The sequence below is a fragment of the Paraburkholderia sp. MM5496-R1 genome (assembly GCF_050436205.1).
In the GTDB taxonomy this organism is placed as follows: Bacteria; Pseudomonadota; Gammaproteobacteria; order Burkholderiales; family Burkholderiaceae; genus Paraburkholderia; species Paraburkholderia tuberum.
In genome coordinates this window covers 1-19318 of the sequence record NZ_JBNDLT010000001.1, presented here as the reverse complement: position 1 = coordinate 19318, position 19318 = coordinate 1, and the positions used below count along the sequence as shown (strand labels likewise).

At 60.1% G+C, this 19318-nt stretch carries 18 protein-coding genes; 6 read left to right on the top strand and 12 right to left on the bottom strand.

What is annotated here, in order from left to right:
* Positions 1-12: 12 nt before the first annotated feature.
* Positions 13-1197, bottom strand: coding sequence for an efflux RND transporter periplasmic adaptor subunit (locus OKW38_RS00090; protein ID WP_429333735.1), 1185 nt, complete (start codon positions 1195-1197; stop codon positions 13-15).
* A gap of 221 nt (positions 1198-1418) precedes the next feature.
* Here OKW38_RS00090 and OKW38_RS00085 point away from each other — a divergent pair, with 221 nt between their 5' ends.
* The 4 genes from OKW38_RS00085 (at position 1419) to OKW38_RS00070 (ending at position 4458) form a co-directional block, all read left to right on the top strand.
* Positions 1419-2345: a TetR/AcrR family transcriptional regulator gene (locus OKW38_RS00085; protein WP_429333734.1), complete on the top strand. Its 927-nt coding sequence runs from the start codon at positions 1419-1421 to the stop codon at positions 2343-2345.
* A 276-nt stretch (positions 2346-2621) separates the two neighbouring features.
* On the top strand, positions 2622-3545 hold the full coding sequence (locus tag OKW38_RS00080; protein ID WP_429333733.1) for a LysR family transcriptional regulator: 924 nt from the start codon (positions 2622-2624) through the stop codon (positions 3543-3545).
* Positions 3538-3831 (top strand): hypothetical protein, encoded by a 294-nt coding sequence (locus OKW38_RS00075; RefSeq protein ID WP_429333732.1) that lies wholly within the window; start codon positions 3538-3540, stop codon positions 3829-3831. Before OKW38_RS00080 ends, OKW38_RS00075 begins: the two co-directional genes overlap by 8 nt.
* A gap of 189 nt (positions 3832-4020) precedes the next feature.
* A complete protein-coding gene (locus tag OKW38_RS00070; RefSeq protein ID WP_429359426.1) occupies positions 4021-4458 on the top strand; it encodes a type II toxin-antitoxin system RatA family toxin in 438 nt (145 codons plus the stop codon).
* A 74-nt stretch (positions 4459-4532) separates the two neighbouring features.
* On the opposite strand, the gene OKW38_RS00065 is transcribed toward OKW38_RS00070, so the two are convergent.
* The 11 genes from OKW38_RS00065 to OKW38_RS00015 all read right to left on the bottom strand — a co-directional run bounded on the left by OKW38_RS00065 (position 4533) and on the right by OKW38_RS00015 (position 17624).
* On the bottom strand, positions 4533-5618 hold the full coding sequence (locus OKW38_RS00065; protein WP_429359425.1) for an XdhC family protein: 1086 nt from the start codon (positions 5616-5618) through the stop codon (positions 4533-4535).
* A gap of 50 nt (positions 5619-5668) precedes the next feature.
* The gene (locus tag OKW38_RS00060) at positions 5669-6052 is read right to left on the bottom strand and encodes a BON domain-containing protein (protein ID WP_429333729.1); all 384 of its coding nucleotides are present in this window, start codon (positions 6050-6052) and stop codon (positions 5669-5671) included.
* Between the two features lie 28 nt (positions 6053-6080).
* Complete coding sequence (locus OKW38_RS00055) at positions 6081-7226, bottom strand: porin (RefSeq protein ID WP_429359423.1); 1146 nt, start codon at positions 7224-7226, stop codon at positions 6081-6083.
* 125 nt (positions 7227-7351) lie between these two features.
* Entirely contained in the window at positions 7352-8638 is a 1287-nt protein-coding gene (locus OKW38_RS00050; protein ID WP_429359421.1) for an MFS transporter, read from the bottom strand.
* An 86-nt stretch (positions 8639-8724) separates the two neighbouring features.
* Positions 8725-9381, bottom strand: a complete 657-nt coding sequence (locus OKW38_RS00045) for an SRPBCC family protein (RefSeq protein WP_429333726.1) — start codon at positions 9379-9381, stop codon at positions 8725-8727.
* Complete coding sequence (locus OKW38_RS00040) at positions 9369-10934, bottom strand: alpha/beta fold hydrolase (protein WP_429333725.1); 1566 nt, start codon at positions 10932-10934, stop codon at positions 9369-9371. Before OKW38_RS00040 ends, OKW38_RS00045 begins: the two co-directional genes overlap by 13 nt.
* Positions 10935-10948: 14 nt before the next feature.
* On the bottom strand, positions 10949-12196 hold the full coding sequence (locus OKW38_RS00035; RefSeq protein ID WP_429333724.1) for a CaiB/BaiF CoA transferase family protein: 1248 nt from the start codon (positions 12194-12196) through the stop codon (positions 10949-10951).
* A gap of 25 nt (positions 12197-12221) precedes the next feature.
* Positions 12222-15146, bottom strand: coding sequence for a molybdopterin-dependent oxidoreductase (locus tag OKW38_RS00030; RefSeq protein ID WP_429333723.1), 2925 nt, complete (start codon positions 15144-15146; stop codon positions 12222-12224).
* Positions 15147-15153: 7 nt separating this feature from the next.
* Positions 15154-16020, bottom strand: coding sequence for an FAD binding domain-containing protein (locus OKW38_RS00025; protein ID WP_429359419.1), 867 nt, complete (start codon positions 16018-16020; stop codon positions 15154-15156).
* Positions 16021-16023: 3 nt separating this feature from the next.
* Positions 16024-17193, bottom strand: a complete 1170-nt coding sequence (locus tag OKW38_RS00020) for a thiolase family protein (protein ID WP_429359418.1) — start codon at positions 17191-17193, stop codon at positions 16024-16026.
* The gene (locus OKW38_RS00015) at positions 17190-17624 is read right to left on the bottom strand and encodes a Zn-ribbon domain-containing OB-fold protein (protein ID WP_429333720.1); all 435 of its coding nucleotides are present in this window, start codon (positions 17622-17624) and stop codon (positions 17190-17192) included. Before OKW38_RS00015 ends, OKW38_RS00020 begins: the two co-directional genes overlap by 4 nt.
* Before the next feature lie 143 nt (positions 17625-17767).
* Here OKW38_RS00015 and OKW38_RS00010 point away from each other — a divergent pair, with 143 nt between their 5' ends.
* Positions 17768-18487 carry a TetR/AcrR family transcriptional regulator gene (locus tag OKW38_RS00010; protein WP_429333719.1) on the top strand — a complete coding sequence of 240 codons (720 nt, stop codon included), beginning with the start codon at positions 17768-17770 and terminating at the stop codon, positions 18485-18487.
* A gap of 454 nt (positions 18488-18941) precedes the next feature.
* Positions 18942-19318: hypothetical protein (locus OKW38_RS00005; protein WP_429359417.1), on the top strand; the 377-nt coding region annotated here is incomplete at its 3' end.

Here is a 19318-nt window from a genome sequence, read left to right as displayed (position 1 = left end):
CAGAACCCCCGCCTAGCTACCAGTTGAGTCGGACGCGGACGCGGGCGCAGGCGCCGCTCCAGGCAGACCCGTATCCTCACCGGTCTGGATCTGCACGTTAGTGGCCGGCTGTGCCGACACCGTCACCCCCGGCTGCAGACGCTGCAAGCCCTCTGTCACCACGCGCTCGCCCGCTTGCACCCCGGACGTTGTCAGCCAGGTGTTGCCGACCGTTCGATCGACCTGAATGCGTCGAAGGGTGGCCTTGCTATCAGGACCCACAACCCAGACCTGTGGCGCGCCCGTGGTGTCACGCGTCACCCCTTGTTCCGGCACCAGGACGGCGTCCGCCCTTGTGCCCTCATTTAGCCGGGCATGCACGAACATCCCGGGTAACAGGTGGTGATCGGGGTTAGGGAATACAGCGCGAAGCAGAACGCTACCGGTTCCCTGATCGACGCTGACCTCTGAAAACTTGAGACTGCCTTGCTGGCCGTACGACGTCCCGTCCTCGAGAACGAGACCGACGCTTGCGGCGTCCTCGCCCGACCGGCTGAGCTGTCCTTGAGCGAGTTCGCGGCGCAGGCGCATCAGATCAATTGAAGACTGCGTTACGTCCACGTAAATGGGATCGATCTGCTGCACCACTGCCAGCGCTTCGCCTTGACCATTGGTAACAAGCGCCCCCTCGGTCACCGCGGATCGGCCAATGCGCCCAGAGATCGGTGCGTACACCTTGGTATAGGCAAGATTGATACGGGCACTTTCGACGTCCGCTTGAGCCTGCCGCCAGGCCGACATCGCATCGTCATACTGCTGTTTGCTGACAGCGTTATCGGCCAGCAACTTCTCGTCCCGCTCGGCAAGATGCTGAGCGGTGGTCAAGGCGGCGGCCGCCTTGTCGTACGCGGCCCGGTATGGAGCGTCATCGATCTGGTAAAGCTGCTGCCCCTGCTTTACGTCACTGCCTTCGGTGAAGAGCCGCTTCTGAAGGACTCCACTGACCTGGGGACGCACCTCCGCCACCTTCCATGCATCCGTGCGGCCCGGCAACTCCGCCGTCATGGTTACGGCCTGGCTGCGCAATGTGACCACACCGACTTCGGGCGCAGTCGGTACCGCGACCGGCGGTTTGTCGCAGCCGCCCAGCAGCAGCAACGCGGCTACAGAGCACGCGGTTAGTCCAATCCCCGCACGGGTTTGAAATCCAGCAGACATGTTTGCAACTTCCTTGTAAATGTTAAGAGGGAACCGGGAAGCAACCACACGCGTTGGCACACCATGCGCGAACCATCTTCCCATGTGACGATACAAGTGTACCACGCAATTTTTATTTTCGGTACAATCGTATCGTTTCACGGTACAAAGTTTTGCTGCCGTATTGCGACGCGGTCACGCAAGGCAGCAGACGCAGTACGTCAAATTAGCGAACGCACCATATGGACGGCGCGATATGGAAGCTCGGACGAAAGTTGCGTGCAGGCGACTGCCAGGCGGTGACAGCCGCCAACGTCGCGGGGAGTATTCAGGTTGACTTGCAGATGCGGGCTGATCGCCCGCTGCGTGTCAAATGCCCAGGGTGGAGCAGGCCCGACGCCACGTTGTCGAAACGAACAGGGAGTGGAATTCAGATGGGACGAAGTAGCCGAAAGCAGGCCGAGGTAACCCGCGAGGAGATTCTGGACGCAGCAGAGGTGCTGTTCGCACGCGACGGTGTTTCTGCCGTCCCGCTAACCAGCATAGCCCGCCATGCTGGACTGACGACCGGCGCCGTGTATTGGCACTTCGCGGACAAGGACGAACTGCTGGTCGCGTTATTCGACCGGGTCCATCTGCCGGTGTCCGTGTTAATCCCCGATTGGCCGACCTGGGCGACGACCGGTCATGGGGCAGAGCGCATCCTGGCGTTTTGCCTGCGATTGGTTGATAGGTTCCTGGACTCCCCGGCCGGGCTTCGCCGGGCAAGTATCTTTCTTACTCGTATAGAGTTATCTGAAAGAAATGTCCTGACAGAGCGGATTCGGTCAGCGACCCGGGAGTTGCGCGATGCGCTGCGCAACGTCATAGAGCTCGCCACCTGCGCACGCGACGTACACGGGAGTCTCGCTAGCGAGCAGGCAGCGCGGCTTCTTTTTGCCATCCTCGTTGGGAGCGTCAAGTTATCGCTCATCGAGGGTGAATTCGAGAGCGCCTCAAGCGCGGCGAAATCGTGCGTAATCGCCGCCGTTTCTGCGTTTTTTCATTCAGGCCAGGACGAGAACGGCACGACTATCTGGAACTGCACGGCGTTCACATCGCCTGGCCACGGCCCAGGGTCAAACGGGCGTGGTGCACAAACAGCAAACGGGCCTGTGCGCACCTGCTGACAGAAGGCACGATGTACTGACTCATGGTACACTTGTACCACTTTATTCACTGCGCTTTTGCCGGAGAGATGGCAATCGCGCTATCCGGCATCCGGATAAAGCGTTTCCTACAACGCCCAGGACCCCCTATTACGGAATCCATGGAAATGCCAGATATCGCGTGGGTACTTCAGTGTTGCCGAAGAAGGTCGGTTAGTTGCCGCAAGGCGGCAGCACAATCGAGTGTCCCGATGAAATTTGCGGAAGTCCCATTACTAACACGGAATCGCGACTACTATGGACCACCTTGAAACGCTGCGGGTTTTCTGCACGGTCGTCGAGGCGAAAAGCTTCACGGGTGCCGCGCATACGCTCGGCGTATCGACGCCGGTCGTCTCGCGCTCGATAACGGAGCTCGAAACGAGGCTCGGCGTTCGTCTCTTTCAGCGCACGACCCGACACGTCGCCCCCACTGAATCCGGGGAACAGTTTTACGCCGGCTGCTCGCGCGTGGTTGCCGAACTGGACCAGTTGGAAGCCGATGCCGGCCAGCGCGCACGCGAGCCTGTCGGCGTATTGAGGCTCGTGGCGCACACCACTGCGGCGCTGCAGGAACTGCCACCGCTCATTGCCGGGTTTCGCGCTCGCTATCCAGGCGTGCAACTCGAAGTGACGCTGGCGGAACGGCCGGTCGATCTGGTCAGGGAAGCTTACGACCTCGGCATGCTGCTGCCGTACATGCTGACGAGTGACCAGACGATCACCCGTGCGCTGTACCGCCTCCCGCTGGTGGTGGTCGGCTCGCGCAGCTATCTGCAGGGGCGCGCGCTGCCGCAAACGCCCGAAGATCTCGCCGCATTCCGCTTCGTCACGATACTTGCATCGATCAGCGAACCACGGCTGCAGTTCCGCCGCGGTAGCGAAGAGATTGCGGTGCCGCTGGAATACGAAGTGTCGACCAACAACGCCGCGCTGAACAAGGAACTGGTGTTAGGCGGCGCTGGCCTCGGCGCGTTGCCGCTTGCGATGATCGGCAAGGAGCTGGACGATGGCCGGCTGGTCCGGCTTCTACCCGGCTTCGAGCTGATGAACGGCGAGGTCGAGCTGAAGCTTGCATATCGGGACCGGAGCCTGATGACGGCGAAAGTCCGGGCGTTCGTCGACTATGCGACATCGTACTTCAAAGCCCGTGCACTATCCGAGGTAGAAGTTCTTGTCTAGTTCTCCTGATAACGACGTCCTGCAAACCTTCCCCACACTCGTGGTCTGCGAACATTGCGACAGCGTCTACCGCCGCCGCGTGCTGGCCCGGCGCGAGGTGGCGCGCTGTGAGCAATGTTCCGCGGTCCTGTATCGCGCGAGCCAGTTCGACCTGGACCGTTGGCTGGCCCTGCGAGCGGCGAATATCCCCCTTTCGAAGCCGCAGACGGTCATGGTCCGGGATCTGCTGGCGCATTGCGCCGATACGCGTCCCCGTCTCGAACGGGAACAATCTGTCGCCGGATAACGCAGATACCTGATCTACAAAACGAGACCCAGCCCGCCAACGCCCAAGGAACGAGCTTCCGCCTTGTGAGATGCACTACCCCAGTTGAAAGCGACCCGCCAGGCGAGTTGCTGACACCACGTACTCGCCACTTCGGGCGTGTCGGCCAGTGCGGCGCCACGTCTGATGTCGCTTCTCCGATACCCGCATATGGCAGACCTCCAGAAAACAGTCCTGATCCGCTACTCAGCCGAACGCATGTTCGACCTCGTGACCGATGTCGCCGACTACCCGAACTTCCTGCGGTGGTGCGGTGGCGTCGAAATCCGGCACCAGGACGAAACGAGCGCGCAAGCGCGGATCGATATTCGTTTTAAGGGTATTCACCAGCATTTCGCCACGCACAACAAGCAGCAGCGGCCGACTCGTATCGACATGGAGTTCACCGAAGGCCCTTTCAAGACGTTTAAGGGCTACTGGAACTTCATTCCTCTGCGCGCGGACGCCTGCAAGATCAAATTCGCGCTGCACTATGAGTTCTCCAACATCATCCTGGAGAAGCTGATCGGGCCGGTGTTGAGCCACATCGCGGACACGTTCGTCGAATCATTCGTCAAGCGCGCGAGCGAACGTTATAGTAAGGGCTAGGATGGAAAAAACCTTTCGCCTGGACGGATTCATCGACGTCGAGGCGTGCGTCCCACCGCCCTGCCAGCAGAGCCTCATTGGTCCTGCGCGATCCGTAAGACTGGTTTCTTTCGTGCCGCCAGGCGCTCAGCAACGAGAAAGCCATTAGCTGCTACCGGCTCGCCACTCGCGACTTCTCTTGCCGCCTTCGCGTACTCGACCTGAAGGATCGCCGGCAGCAGCACGCTGTTCTTCGCCGCCGTCACTTCTGCGAGGATCGATATCGCGATTTCGGGCGGCGTGCGGCTGCCGATATAGATCCCGGCCGGACCGTGTAGCGTTGCAAGCTGTGCGTCGCTCAGATTGAACTCCTTGAGCCGCTCTCGCCGCGCAGCGTTATTTCGCCGCGAGCCAAGCGCGCCGAGGTAAAACGCGGATGTCTTGAGCGCTTCCATCAGCGCGAGATCGTCGAGCTTCGGATCGTGCGTAAGTGCGATCACCGCGCTGCGCTCGTCCAGCTTCATGTCCAGGACCGTGTCGTCGGGCATCGTACGCACGAGCTTCGTGCCGGGCAATTCCCACATCTCCATGTACTCTTCGCGCGGGTCGCATACCGTGACTTGATAGTCGAGTCCCACTGCAATCTGGCACAAGTAGCGCGACAACTGTCCAGCGCCAATCACGAGCATCCGGTAGCGCGGCCCGTGGACCGTCGTCAGTTGTATCTCGTCGAAGTCCACACCTTCGGTCGCGGATGCGGGCCCGAGCGTGACTGCGCCCGTTGCCATGTCGAGCGTGCGCGCCACCAGCTCGCGGCGTCCGAGCGCCTCGTACAACGCGTGAACGCCGCTTTGCTGCGTAATTGGCTCAAGCACGAGTTGCATCGTGCCTCCGCACGGCAGCCCGAAACGACGCGCCTCCTCAGAACTGATGCCGTACCTGACAACTTCGGGCGTCTGTTGGGCGACGCCGTACCGGCGCACCCGGTCGATGAGGTCATCTTCGATGCAGCCGCCCGATACAGAACCCACCACCTGACCGTCGTCGCGCAGAACAAGCATCGCACCCTCCGGGCGCGGCGATGAACCCCAGGTTTTCACCACTGTCACGAGCATCATGCGGTGGCCTGAATCGAGCCAGCGCATCGCCGCTTCCAGCACCTCAACGTCAATACTGTTCATGCCAACTTGCCCTTCGACCCGACGGTCATGCACTGGCGCCCGTGCGCCTACTACTGACCTCCAAACGGCTTTTTGACTGTCAGTATGTTGGTCACGGATGTCACGCCCGGAACGCCTTTCGCGATCTCGGTCACCGTGTCGATCTGCGAGGTGTCCGCCACCGTCCCGTCGAGCGTCACCGCGCCGCGCTTCACAACCACGCTGATGTCGCCGGCATTTATCTCCTTGTGCGTCACGATCGCGGCGTAGACCTTACGGCGCAGCACGAAATTGGCTTTCCAGATGTCCTTCGCCCTCATGCCGCCCGAAGCCGCGATCGCGGTTCCGCTCGACACGTCACTCACTTCGCCTTCGCTTGCCTGCGCCCAGACATGAACGGATGCGGAGGCGATCAATACGCTGGCGGCGATCCTGAGTGCCCTGTTAATCATCATTGAATACTCCAGTTCGCTTGTGGTGGGATCAGAAGCTGTGGCGAATGCCGACCATCGCTGCAGTGGTCGACTTGCCCTCAGGAACCGGCGCGCCGTAGGCGATCGTCTGGCTCATGTTGCCCCGGTTGTTGACGTGGCCAACCTGTGCGTAGGCGATGGTGGAGGTGGACAAGTTGTATTCGGCGCCCACCGCGAACAAGTTCGATTGATTGGACGAAACGTTGCGGTCCTTCAGGTAATAGAAGCCCGAGGTGACCTTGAAGAACGGGGTGAACTTGTAACCGAGGCCCCCGGAAATCATCTCGAAGTCGTCGTGACCGCTGTTCGCCGGATTCTTGCCGATGCTGTACGACGTCGATACGGACAAATCGTGGAATGTGTACATCGCGCCCAGATGGTAGAAGCGGTTGTTGTCCTGACCCGCGGACGGCGCCGTAATAATCGCGCCAGTAGCCGTCGTCGTGAACGGATTGGTGTCGTGCCCGTTGTAGTAAGCAGCCGAGAGGTTCAGGCCATAGTTCGAATACTTGAGCACCACAGACTCGCGCGTGCCGCCCTGGAACTGGCCGGGAACGCCGCCCGGCGCATACTCGAGCGCAAGCGATGCGCCGTAGAACTTCGGCGACTGATAGACAATCGCGTTGGAGTCGTACAACGCACCGATCGCGCCGTTCGTGCTGGTACCCTGCCAGCCCGCAGCCTGGTTCAAGCCGAGCCATGCGGTGAGGATGCTGCCGAAGAATTGCGCGCCCCGTACGTCGGTGTCGGCCATCGCAAAGATCATCGGCACGAACTGGCGGCCCGCGTCGATCGAGCCGAACGGACCGGAGATACCCAAGGTCGTCTGCTGGTTGAAGACCGCAGTGGAGGTCGGCGTGTCGCTCAGTCCGAGCTTCCCATTGGGGCTGGCGAATGCTCCCTGGAGCCTGAAGTTGACCTTGTAGCTGCCTCCAATGTCTTCGGTGCCCTTGATACCCCAGAAGCTCGTGAAAATGCCCGCGTCCTTGAGTTCGTAGACGTGCCCGAGATTCACTTTCGACTGGAAGTTCGGCGCATTCGCGCTTTGATACAGCAATCCGGTATCGATCGCGCCATAGAGCGTCACCGACGATTGCGCCTGCGCCGCGGTCGCGCATGCAATGAGCCCCGAGGCACCGATCATTTTCAATTTCATTTCGTCTCCGATGTCGTATTGTTTGTGTCGGGCAAGTCCGGCATGAGCACCGCAAGGGTTGCAGTGAGAGCGGATCGCCGATCGCCGATCATGCACATTCGCGAATCGGCATCCGCGTCGCCTGTTCAACCGGTTTCCGGTCCAAACAAAATAGCGACCAGTCCCATTCCAAATGCCGTAGCGATAGCGATTCCTACCGCACGAAATTCCAGAGTTGCTGACGCAGACGACACTAACAACGGACCGAGTGCGGTGAATAAACGTGCCACATTCCATGTGAATCCCTGACCCGTGGCGCGAACATGGAGCGGAAACAGTTCGGTCAGGTACAGCGCGACGATCCCGAATCCTCCAATCGCGAAAAAACCGAATCCAACCATGGCGAGATAAAACGTCTCCAGTGTTTTCGCTGCACCGAAGAGTGCAACGACTGCAATCCAGGCGCCTGCACAAAACACCACATAGACTGCCCGTCTGGAAATACGCGGCGCCAGACTCACCAGGACCAGCGTCGACGCGAATCCGAGTGCCGCCCCAGCGTTGCTCGCCATGAAGGCGATCCCTGTCTGTCGCGTGAATTCCGCGTTGCTGGCGGACGGGAAGAAATCCCTCAGTAACGAGGGAAAGAGGATGGATGATCCCCAGCTACCGATCATCAATGCAGCGGCAACGAGACAGCCCACCACTGTTCGACGACGTAACGGAGCGCCGAATATCTCCGATAACGAACCGAATTTTTGACCTGGGTGACGGATCGCTTCCGCATGCGACTGCTTCCAGCGAGCCGATTCCGGTGTAACAAACCGCAGGCCAAGGCTTGCGACCGCCGGTACCGCGCCCACGCCAAGCACCCAGCGCCATCCAGCCCCGGACAGAAGGATCGCCAGCGCAGAGGCAACGATCAGTCCGACTACATTGGCAGCCTGCATCACCTGAACAGCCTTCGCCCGATGCTTTTCCGGCCAGGTCTCGACGACCAGCGCCGCTCCGGCAGCCCATTCCCCCCCGATTCCGAAACCCGCCAGCATCTGAAGCAAAAGGAGTTGATGCCAATCCCGCGCGAACGCGCTCGCCGCAGTGAATACCGAGTAGATCAGCATCGTGCCGAGCATCACGCGAGCGCGACCAAACCGGTCGGCCAGGACACCGAACAGAATGCCTCCGATGCCCCAGCAAAGTAGTTTCGCGCTGACGATCAGCCCCCCGATCTGCATGACATTACCTTGTGACGGCCCGAGCAGGTCGCCAAGGGCCGGCACCATGACCATCGTGAACAGGTAGAGATCCATCGCATCGAACATCCACCCCACGAACGCCGATCCAAGCACGATCCAGGCTGCCCTGCCCACCACAGACGTGCCGGCATTCCTCGCGCAGCCTGACGGCTCCAACAGAGTCGAGTTCGTTCTCATCGGTTTTCCTCCTCCTATGTACAACTAAAAGATCCTGTGTTTTGATAACCTGACTAACTTGAAAGAACGAGCAGCAACGATGAGGACTATGAGGAATGCGGCCTGGCAAGCCATTGCTTGCACTTTGCGACCATCGTTCTCCACAACAGTGCGAGCACGGATATCTCGTTCGTTGAGCCCGCTGCGTTGTCACCCCGGCGTGTCCCTGCCATGGATTCGCGTTCTCCGGCGGGTGCGGCAGCAGACGCGCCTGCGTCGACTCGCCGCGCCTCTGTCGTAGCCGGACGATCCGCGAGTTTATCCTGCAAATTAGCAGCGAATTGACGCACCATCTGTTCCGATACGGCATTGATGATTCCAACCCCGCGTCCATACTGTGCAACCTGCCCGGCCATCTGTACGGCGGTGCGAACGTCGACCTGAGTGCCGGCTGCGTCACTAAGTCGAGAAAGAGAAAACGTCGTCGCCGTTGTGGCGGATCCCCGGTTTCTGGTCTCCTGCCATGCGGCTTTGACAGTCGCCGCATACGTGTCTGCCGACAGTGTGCTCACCGTGACAGTGCCGGCGAATGCCATTGCGATCGGACCCAGCTTGACGCGAATCAGTCCCTTGTACGAGTCTTCGCTGAGCGTTTCAGTCAACGTGGCACCGGGAAAGCAGGACACGATCAACGGCACGTCGAGTAGTGCCTTCCAGGCGTTCTCGATAGCCGAGTCGACCGAAAAGCGATTTACGATTTCCATACTGCCCCGTCCTCATCCGTGTATTTTTCAAACCGGTCTAACAGGACCTCGGCGTAGGCATCGGGCATATCTACGCATGCGAGGTGCGCGGCGCCGGGCAACGTCTGTTCCACCGCGCCCTGGATTCCTTGCGTCAACTTCGCGGATACGGCTTTTGGTACACTCCCGTCGAGTTCGGCGTTTAGCACAAGCGTCGGAACTTCGACATCACGCAAAAGACCCGATACGTCATCCGTACAAATGGCGCGCAATATTTCCAGGTAATCTTTTGGAGACATCGCTGCGATCTGTTGGGCAAGTTTTTCTCTATTCGCGTACGCCGTGTTCCTGTGCAGGGTCTGCTCCACGTACATGCGAGCAAACAGATGCATAGGCAGTTTCTTCAACATCCCTTCGGTGGCGGCCAGCCGCTTCTCTACTGCTGGTCCAGAAACGCCTGCGTAAGCGCTTGACAAGACCATGGCAGCAACGCGTTGACGTAGCTTCGCGGCAACGCGTACCGCGGTGAGTCCTCCCATCGAGATGCCCGCCAGGCCGAAACGGCCGAGACCGGCGGCATCGGCCACTGCGACCACGTCGTTGGCGACAGCGTCTGCATTCCACGCGCTGTGCTTCGTCGAGTCACCATGACCTCTGGCGTCTATGGCGACGACTCTATGTTTCGCAATCAATGCAGGCAGAATGTCGTCCCACAGCGAGCTCGATGTGCCGAGACTGTGCAGCAAAACGACCGCGGGCCCTTTGCCGATGTCGACATAGGCGATCCGTTCTCCGCCGATGGTCAGGAACCGCTTGTCGTGCGACGGCGCGAGCGACGCTGTCGGCTCAAGGCGCGGGGCAAGCGACTCCGCCACAACGTCGACGGCCAGCGCGGCAAGCTTTGGCGAATGCATACCATGCGAGTCGCGCAGGAACGTTTTGATTCCGCGTAATGCCTGAGGAGCCCGGCTGTTCATGAAGGCGATGAAATCGTCCAACGCTTTGGGCAGTTCCCAAGGAGCGACAACTTCGCCGACGAGCCCAAATGCCAGGGCGGTCGTTGCATCGACCGGCTGCGCCGTAAGAACCAGACGCGAAATCGCCTTGACATGGATGCGCTCGAAGAGTGCCGACATCAGCAGTGCCGGAGCGAATTGCTTCTCCAGTTCATTGGCCTCGAACTGGCTCCGCGCGTCGGCGACTGCATAGTCACTCGCCGCGACGAGTGCGCAACCCAGACCCGAAGCGAGCCCCGCGACGAAGCAGGCGACCGGTACCGCGCTCGAACGGATTGCCTCGTAGAGTGCGAGAATTGGCGCCGCACCGCGTTCCTTGATTGCGGGGCGTGGGTCTTCCGTTTGAGAAAGCGCCGGGAGTGGCGATGCGGCCCGCCCCGCGCAGAAATTGTCGCCCGCCCCGGATAAAACGATGGCCACAGTGCTTTCCGGGGGATCGCTGATCGCCTGCGTCAGCGCTCGCAGCATTGCGTCGTCCACCTCGTTCCTGCCGTCTGTGCTGTTCAGGGTGATATGCAAAACATGACCCTTCATCTTCAGCAGAAGATTTTCGTCCATTCCAAACTCCCGATTTATCGCGACTTCACGCCGGGTGACGGCATGCCTGGTACAAACTGGCGGACAACCCCCTGGTTCTGAAGTGTCCTTATTTCGTCAGGATCAAGGCCGAGGTACTGACCAAGCACGACGTTGGTGTGCTCGCCCAGATGAGGCGGGTAACCAGGTTCGGCATGCCCCGGGATATCAAACTTGATCGGATTGCCGGGCACACGGACATGAGATCCCGCAGGACTGCGAAGCTCGACGAGCATGTCTCGATGCGCGACCTGAGAAGCATTCAGTGCTTTGTCCAGTGTCTTCACCATAGCGGCCGGGACCAAAGCCGAATTCAAGCGCTCAAGCCAACTCTGCGCCGGTTCGGCGCGGAAGCGCGCCTCCAGGATTTCCCACAGCGCCACCTTGTTCGCGAGCCGTTCAGCCGGATCCTTAAATCGCGGATCGTTGACGAGCTGCGGCAACCCGACGGCCTTGCACAGATCCGCCCACATACGTTCCGTGTTGGCGGTCACGACCAGTGAGACGCCGTCGCCACATTCGAACGAACGGTAGGTCGGTATCGAATCGTGGCCTCGCCCCTGCGGCTCCGGCACTTCGCCCGACAACAGGTAGTAGGCGCCCTGATAGCAAAGCATTGCGACCTGCGCGTCGAGCATCGACACATCGACGAACCTCCCTTGCCCGGAAGTCTGGCGCTCGACCAGCGCGGCCAGAATGCCCATCACGCCGTACATGCCGGCCGCGAGGTCGCCAATGGGAATACCGGCGCGAACCGGCGCCCTGCCGGGCTCCCCGGTCAGGCTCATGCCGCCCGACATGGCCTGCACGATCATGTCGTAAGCAGGCAAATCCCTGTCCGGACCGGTCTGTCCGAACCCGCTGATGCTGCAGTACACGAGGCGCGGATTGACCGCGCGAAGCTCTGCCGGACCGAGTCCGAGCCGCTCCATCACGCCAGGGCGATTGTTTTCGACGAGCACGTCCGACTGCCTCGCCAACTCCCGAACGAGCTGCGCTCCCCTCTCCGTCTTGAGGTCAATGACAACACTCTTTTTGTTTCGATTGACCGCGAGATAGTAAGCGCTGTCCCCCTCAACGAAATACGGCGGCACGCCGCGCGCGAGCTCGCCACCCGGCGGCTCGACTTTGACGATCTCGGCGCCGAGATCGCCGAGGATTTGTGTTCCGAAGGGTCCCGACAGAAACTGGGTGAGGTCCAAAACCCTCACACCGCTCAGGGGACCAGTTTTTCCAGAAGACATATCGTTATCCATCAAGTTTACTATTTCAGGTGTGGCGGGCGTCTACGTCGCTGTACGCGCCGGCGGCATCCAGACGATCAAAGATCATTTCAGGCAACACGGGCGTTTCATTAAAACGAATTGACCAGCGGCTCAGTGCATCTTCAATGGCACTGACGATCGCCGCGGACGCGGGAATCGTCCCGCCCTCTCCTGCGCCTTTGACGCCAAGCGGGTTATTCGGTGAAGGAGAAACAAGATGCGCCATCTCTATGTGGGATGGCATGTCGAGTGCGGTGGGCAGCAGGAACTCGGCGAAATTTGTCGCAAGCGGCTGTGCATTCTCGTCATAGCCGTGCCGCTCGAGCAGCGTATTTCCGATCCCATGAGAAATCGCGCCAATCACCTGACCTTCGACGAGCATCGGATTGATCACGGTTCCGCAGTCGTGTGCAACGCCATAGCGCAGAACCTTTACGTAGCCGGTCCCGGTATCCACCTCGACTTCCGCGAACGCCGTTCCGTTGGCGTAAACGCTGGCTTTCGGTGAAAAATAATGTGTGACCGTCATACCGGGATCCAGCCATTCGGGTAGCGTGAAGCCCGGCGTCCCGTACGACATGCGAGCGATATGCCCGAGCGGCAATGCTCTTTCCAGATTGCCTTGGACGCGTACGACGCGATGCGCAATCTCGATCGATTCCAGCGGAACGTGGAATACGTTCCCAGCGAGCGCCCTGATTTTGTCGGCGAGCTTGCCGCAAGCGATGTGGACGGCATTTCCGGCGTTGACGGTAATCCGGCTCGCGAATGTTCCGACGCCCATTGCCAGCTTGCTCGTGTCACCGACGACTACCGTAATGGCATCCATGTCGACGCCGAGCTGATCGGCAGCGATTTGAGCAAAGATGGTTTTCATCCCTTGCCCTTGCGCGCCGGCGCCGCCGACGTTCAAGTGTATGCGCCCGTCGTTTTGCAACGTGACTTCCGCGCCTTCGTAAGGCCCGAGGCCGGAACCTTCGACATAGTTGGCAAAGCCGATCCCGAGATACCTTTGCTGACGACGTGCCTCTTCCTGACGGACACGAAACGCATCCAGGTCGGCGAGTTCGACCGCCTTTTCCTGGGTCTTCGGATAGTCGCCACTGTCATATACCATCGGCGAACCGTCGCGGAATATCAGGCCAGTTTTGTACGGCAGCTGGTCCGGCTGAACGAAGTTGCGGCGCCTAATTTCCAGACGGGACAGGCCGAGCTGGTCGGCCGCCGCATCGAGCATCCGCTCCATCGCGAATGCCGCCTTGGGTCGTCCTGCGCCACGCACCGGCGTGGTGGGCACCTTGTTCGTGCAAGCCACCTTCAGCTTCACGTCGAATGCCGGCACGACATACGGGCCCAGCGACGAGGTTACCGCGATGAGCGGCACGACAATGCCCCACGGCACGTACGCCCCGTTATCATGGACCACGGATCCGCGGATGCCGAGGATCTTTCCGTCCACGTCGAGCGCCAACTCGAGATCCCACAATTGGTCGCGCTCCTGGGTAATGCACAGGAAGTGCTCGCGCCGATCTTCAGTCCACTTGACCGGCACGCCCAACCTGAGTGTCGCGGAGGCGACGACAAACTCTTCCGGATACGCGATTCCCTTCGGACCGAAAGCACCCCCGACATCCGGCATGATGACCCGGATCTTCGCTTCGTCGTAATCGAGCGCTTCTGCGAGAAGACGTCGCTCGAGATGCGGCGCCTGACCTGCATTCCAGACGGTTAGGTCGCCGGTACCGCGATCGAGCCGCGCGAGGGTCGCACGGCACTCCATCGGATGGGCTGTTCCACGATGATGGAATATCTCGCGCCTGACGACGTGCGCGGCGTGCGCGAACGCCGAATCGACGTCACCGAAAGCAAACGGCATGTCGAGAAGGAGGTTTGTCGGAACGTCGCTGTGCGCCTGCGGCGCCGTGGCTTCAAATATCGTCCGGATGTCGCCCGCAACGGACAATGGCTCGTATTCGACGTGGACAAGAGTGGCGGCATCCTCGGCGATATAGCGGCTTTCCGCCAGGACCACGGCCACCGCTTCGCCGACAAAGCACACCTCGCTCGAGGCCAGCGGCGACCACATGCGTGGTTCGGTCAGCATCTGAGTCGGTGTGAGGAACGGCAACGGCCGTCGTAGTGCTTCGTTCAGGTCGGCATGGGTCCAGACGTGTTGCACGCCGCAAACTTCCTTCGCCGCTGCCGTATCGATATGCTTGATGCGAGCGTGCGCATGAGGAGATCGCACGAAGCAGCAATGCAGTGTTCCAGGCAGGTGGATATCGTCGACGAATTGCCCCTCGCCTCTCAGCAGCGCGGGATCTTCGGTGCGCTTGACGGGTTTTCCGACGTATCGTGCACCCACGGTCGAAGCCGCGTGGAGATCGCCGTTTTTTGAATACGCGGTAACACGTCCAAAAACGGGATCGGGCTCGCCGCGCATTCGGGCCGCCGCGAGCAGCGCCGCTTCGACTATGGCCTGGTAACCCGTGCACCGGCAGATGTTCCCGCTGATCGCATCGCGAACGTCGGCCTCGGACGGGTCGGGGTTGGCTTGCAGAAACTCCGTTAGCGTGGTCAACATGCCTGGCGTGCAGTATCCGCACTGCAATGCATGGCGATCCTGAAAGGCCTGCTGCAGGACGCCGAGCGAGCCGTCGGCATTCGCCAGCCCCTCTACGGTTGTGACCTTGCGCCCGTCGACCTGACCACAAAGCTGAAGGCAGGAGCGCATGGAGCGTCCGTCCACCAGTACCGTGCAGGCCCCGCAAACGCCATGCTCACAGCCATAGTGCGTGCCTGTCTTGTCAAGCTGGTGACGAAGAAAATCTCCGAGCGTCACTCTGGGGTCGATGTCGCAGGTCAGCGCCTGTCCGTTCAGTTCGAAGGCGATTTTTCTCTGTTCGACAAGCTCGATTCTCTGATCCATGATGCCCTCAGCTTACGTTCAATGCGCGAGAGAACGCGCGCGCAAGCGCACGCTCGGTCACGGTGCACGCGAGACGTTTCCGATAAGCGGCACTGGCACTCGTGTCGCTAATGGCGTCAATCCAGCTTGCTCTGTTGGCTGCTGTCTTTGCCAGATCGGCGCTGGGTTGCTGTCCCTGCAGGATGTCGGCAAACTGCACACGACAAGGTGTTCCACCCATCCCACACAGGACCGCATCAGCACGCCTGATCGCGAGATTTGCGTCGACCGAAACCATGACCGCAGCGCCGACGATTGCGAAGTCCCCATGTCTACGCGCGAACTCCTCGAACGCGTATCCATGCGGCTCATTCCAGATACGAAGGCGAATTTGCGTCACCATTTCGTCCGGCTCAATCGATGTAGTCATGAAGCCGCACGCGAATTCATCGAATGGGATGCGCCGCTCCCCACGGGGTCCCACGGCGACGATGGTCGCATTGAATATTTCTGCAAGGGCGGGCTGCTCCGAAGCTGGATCGAGGTTGCAGACGCTTCCGACAAATGTGCCGCGATTTCGCGTCTGGATATGACCGACAAGGTGATACGCCTCGACCATCAGCGGTGCATATTGAAGAATCAAAGGGGATTGCTCGATATCCCGCTGGCGGACCAACGCGCCGATGCACACCTCGTCGCCTTCCAGCGTTATCCCGTTGAGACCGGGAATCGCATTCACATCGACCAGATGGTCCACATACACGTAGCGCATGGCCAGCATCGGCATCAGTGTCTGTCCGCCGGCGACGATGCGCGCGTTGTCTAGCGTGGAAAGCAGTTCAACTGCTCGCGCCACGCTCTCTGGACGGTGCCAGGTAAAGGGTGCTGATTTCACTTTTCACCTTCCAAGAATGTGTATCGCACACGCACCGTGATCAAAGCCGTAGGTGCCCCCACCGGTGATGTGCGCCAGCCCGATTCGTGGACCGCGCGGCTTGTCTTGCGCGACCTGTCGTGCGCCGCAGCGACCCTGCAACTGGCGTGTTATTTCGACGATCTGTGCGATTCCTGACGCTCCGAGAGGATGGCCCCTGCAGAGCAGGCCACCGGACGGATTGAACGGAATCCGTCCGTTAACCGACGTGTGACCTTCTCTGATCAAACCCGCGCCGTGTCCGTGCGCTGCAAAACCAAGTGCTTCGTAGTACAGCAGTTCGGCGATGGTGAAGGCGTCGTGACACTCGACGAGATCGATGTCGGAAGGGCCGAGACCGCAGGATTCGTAGGTTTCGTTCGCGCAACGCACCGTCACCTCGGGAGTCGTCATGTCCCGACCACCCTGCATGTAGCGCCCCGATGTCAGATGGGACGCGAGAATCTTCACGGCGTCTTGCTTTGTACCCGGGAGGTTTGAGGCGGCAAGCACCACCGCCGAGGCGCCGTCGCCAAGCGGGCAACACTGATGCAATGTCAGCGGCAATGCCACCGGTCGGCTGCCGAGCACTTCATCGATCGAGACCGCGCTGCGAATTTGCGCGTAGGGATTGAGCGCGCCATTCGCCCTGGCCTTGACGGCTATCTGCGCGAGATCGCGGGGTGACAAATCGAATTCATGCATGTAGCGCTGCGCGCGCATCGCGTACAACGCGGGCATTGTTAATCCGTTCGCCGCCTCGACCTCCTCATCGCCCAAGTCAAGTGGGCCGGCTCCGAGGCGAGTCAGTTGCTCTACTCCAACCACGACCGCACAGTCCACCGCACCTGCCGCGATTGCGAGGTAGGCGAGCCGGAACGCGCTCGCTGAAGACGAGCAGGCGTTCTCGAAGTTCACTGCCTCGATGCCGGTCAGCCCCGTCTCCCGTGCGATACGTTGGGCAGCCAGCATGCCTCCGGATACCGTTCCGCAGTAAAGCGCACCGATGCGTCGGCGATCGATTTCGGCCTCATCAAGCGCTTCAATGACCGCTGGTGCGGCGAGTTGGGAGAGACTCACTTCCGGAAAACGACCAAATCGGATCATGCCGGTGCCAACGACGCTCACACTTCTCAAACCGTTCGCCATGCTCATGAATTGACCTGCTGAGAAACTTCGCCGGGTGCGGTAAAGAAATAAATGAATTGGCTCGCCTGTTTATTTGCCGGCTTCACCTGCAGTTCGAGCTGCTGCCCTATTTGCACAGCACCAGTCGGCATTTCGATGCGTCCGAATAGCCGCAAACCATCGCTCAAGTCCACATAGCCGGCGACATAGGGCACATCGACGCCTTTGGGCCCCATGTGTACGACGCTATAGCTGTACAGATGGCCGACCGCCTGCAGCGGCGATGCAACAAAGGTGCGACCGCCGCACTCGGGGCACGTGGTAAGGGCTGGATACAGCAGCGCCCCACAATCGGCGCACTTTGCCCCCATCAACGACCAGTTATCGATACTGCGGACCACCGAGCCTGTGCCTATTTGCCTGAAACCTCGCATGCTTACCCTGTCATCCATTTCCATTCGCGTTTCCGCCTTTCTATGATGTAGTGTATGTTACACTATAGTGCAGAAAAGAAACTGCGGCTGCCAAGCTGGGGGAAACCCTAGCGCTGCAGGCTTTGCATATGCGGCGCGGCTGGCGGACTTTGCCGATGGAGGGCAGAATGCGGCTGAAAACTCTGGATGCTTATTTGGGTGGCTTACACGCGGAAATGACACAGGCACAACGAAAGAAAACCGTTCCTGCTACGGGGGATCGTCCAACGGATGGCCTGTTGGCGTATCAGCAGCGCGTTAGCAGGGAAAAGCGCAAGCTGATTCTGGAAGTCGCAATCGAGACGTTCCTGGCCAATGGGTATGAGGCGGCGACGATGGACTCCATCGGCGACCGCGCAGCCGTGTCATACGCGACCCTCTACAAACACTTTCCCGGCAAGGAAGACTTGTTCAGCCAGGCTCTGGACCATCTCATGCATCAACAGTTCGCACGCTGGAAGGATCACACAGTGCCCGTGGAGGTCGAGTCGGGCCTGCGTGAGATTGGACGTGCGTACAACGAACTTGTTTCGGACAGCACCCTGATCGCCGCACTGCGTCTGGTCATTGCGCAAGTGCGAAACTTTCCTGACATTGGAGTTCTCTTTCAACGCGCGAAGAATCTCTTCAGCGACGTGACAGACGTCTGGTTGACAAACCGGGTGGAAGAAGGCGGGCTACAGATCGCCGACGTGCAGCTCGCCCGTGCTGAATTCATCGGAATGTTGGGCGAAACGCTCTTTTTTCCCCGCCTGCTGCAGATCGACTACGCGATATCCGACGATCAGGTTGAAAAGATCATCGGCAGCGCAGTCTCCACGTTTTTAATGCGTTATCGCACGCGGTGAGCTAACACGCCCCTCGAGGTACGGAAGCTACTTGCTACTGACCTTGTCTGGACCCAGGCAATCCCGGGATCGAGTGCGCAATTTCCGAGACGGTGTAAGGTCGACATCGCCGCGCCATTCTCCTTCCTGGTCGACACCGGCGGAGGCGTCCATGTGCGCCCCTTCGCCGCCAGCGCCGGATCGGGCTTCACGTCGCTCGAGCTCAGCAGGGTCACGGGCACACCGTTTACTGGAGAACCTTTCCCGGTCCCCCTCGATCATTGAGATCGGGGCATTATGTCCAGCGCATGCGCGCAGCGCCGCCCGCTATCGCACACGGCTCGTTGACCGGCATCACGGACGTGCGTGATTTTTTGATGCTCCGCATGACGATCGCGACCGAAGGTGCGGCGATCCTGGCATGCGCCGCGGATCACAGCAAGAATACGGAAAAATCGAAGGTGCACGAAAACGCATGGTGGAAGCATTCGAAGAGCGCCGTCCGGACCTTAATGAGGATATTGCATTTCATATCGCGACTGCACGTGCGAGCCTGTGCCGGTGCCTAGTGGCGTCCGCCATGACCGCCGCTTTGGCCCCCGCCCTGCTCGAAGTGAGTGCTGCCACCGCGGAACCCATGGTGAAAGCCGTCGTCATGGTCAAAGTCGTGGAAGCGGTGGAAACCGCCGCCAAGGAATACGCATGGCTGGCCGCGAGACGGACACCCGGCATAGAACTCGCACGGATAACTCGGATACGCCGCGCACGTGTTGTAATAACCTGGCTCCGCAGCGCAATCTATCGCGCCAAGCAGCAGCATGGCAAACAGAACCTTTGCCTTCATGATGCAAA

Excerpts from the sequence above, each read along its gene's own strand:
- OKW38_RS00020 (WP_429359418.1), bottom strand. The coding sequence starts at position 17,193 with ATGAGCATGGCGAACGGTTTGAGAAGTGTGAGCGTCGTTGGCACCGGC.
- OKW38_RS00070 (WP_429359426.1), top strand. The coding sequence starts at position 4,021 with ATGGCAGACCTCCAGAAAACAGTCCTGATCCGCTACTCAGCCGAACGC.
- OKW38_RS00085 (WP_429333734.1), top strand. The coding sequence starts at position 1,419 with ATGGACGGCGCGATATGGAAGCTCGGACGAAAGTTGCGTGCAGGCGAC.
- OKW38_RS00015 (WP_429333720.1), bottom strand. The coding sequence starts at position 17,624 with ATGGAAATGGATGACAGGGTAAGCATGCGAGGTTTCAGGCAAATAGGC.
- OKW38_RS00080 (WP_429333733.1), top strand. The coding sequence starts at position 2,622 with ATGGACCACCTTGAAACGCTGCGGGTTTTCTGCACGGTCGTCGAGGCG.
- OKW38_RS00035 (WP_429333724.1), bottom strand. The coding sequence starts at position 12,196 with ATGTCTTCTGGAAAAACTGGTCCCCTGAGCGGTGTGAGGGTTTTGGAC.
- OKW38_RS00010 (WP_429333719.1), top strand. The coding sequence starts at position 17,768 with ATGCGGCTGAAAACTCTGGATGCTTATTTGGGTGGCTTACACGCGGAA.
- OKW38_RS00090 (WP_429333735.1), bottom strand. The coding sequence starts at position 1,197 with ATGTCTGCTGGATTTCAAACCCGTGCGGGGATTGGACTAACCGCGTGC.
- OKW38_RS00040 (WP_429333725.1), bottom strand. The coding sequence starts at position 10,934 with ATGGACGAAAATCTTCTGCTGAAGATGAAGGGTCATGTTTTGCATATC.
- OKW38_RS00060 (WP_429333729.1), bottom strand. The coding sequence starts at position 6,052 with ATGATGATTAACAGGGCACTCAGGATCGCCGCCAGCGTATTGATCGCC.
- OKW38_RS00045 (WP_429333726.1), bottom strand. The coding sequence starts at position 9,381 with ATGGAAATCGTAAATCGCTTTTCGGTCGACTCGGCTATCGAGAACGCC.
- OKW38_RS00065 (WP_429359425.1), bottom strand. The coding sequence starts at position 5,618 with ATGAACAGTATTGACGTTGAGGTGCTGGAAGCGGCGATGCGCTGGCTC.
- OKW38_RS00050 (WP_429359421.1), bottom strand. The coding sequence starts at position 8,638 with ATGAGAACGAACTCGACTCTGTTGGAGCCGTCAGGCTGCGCGAGGAAT.
- OKW38_RS00030 (WP_429333723.1), bottom strand. The coding sequence starts at position 15,146 with ATGGATCAGAGAATCGAGCTTGTCGAACAGAGAAAAATCGCCTTCGAA.
- OKW38_RS00055 (WP_429359423.1), bottom strand. The coding sequence starts at position 7,226 with ATGAAATTGAAAATGATCGGTGCCTCGGGGCTCATTGCATGCGCGACC.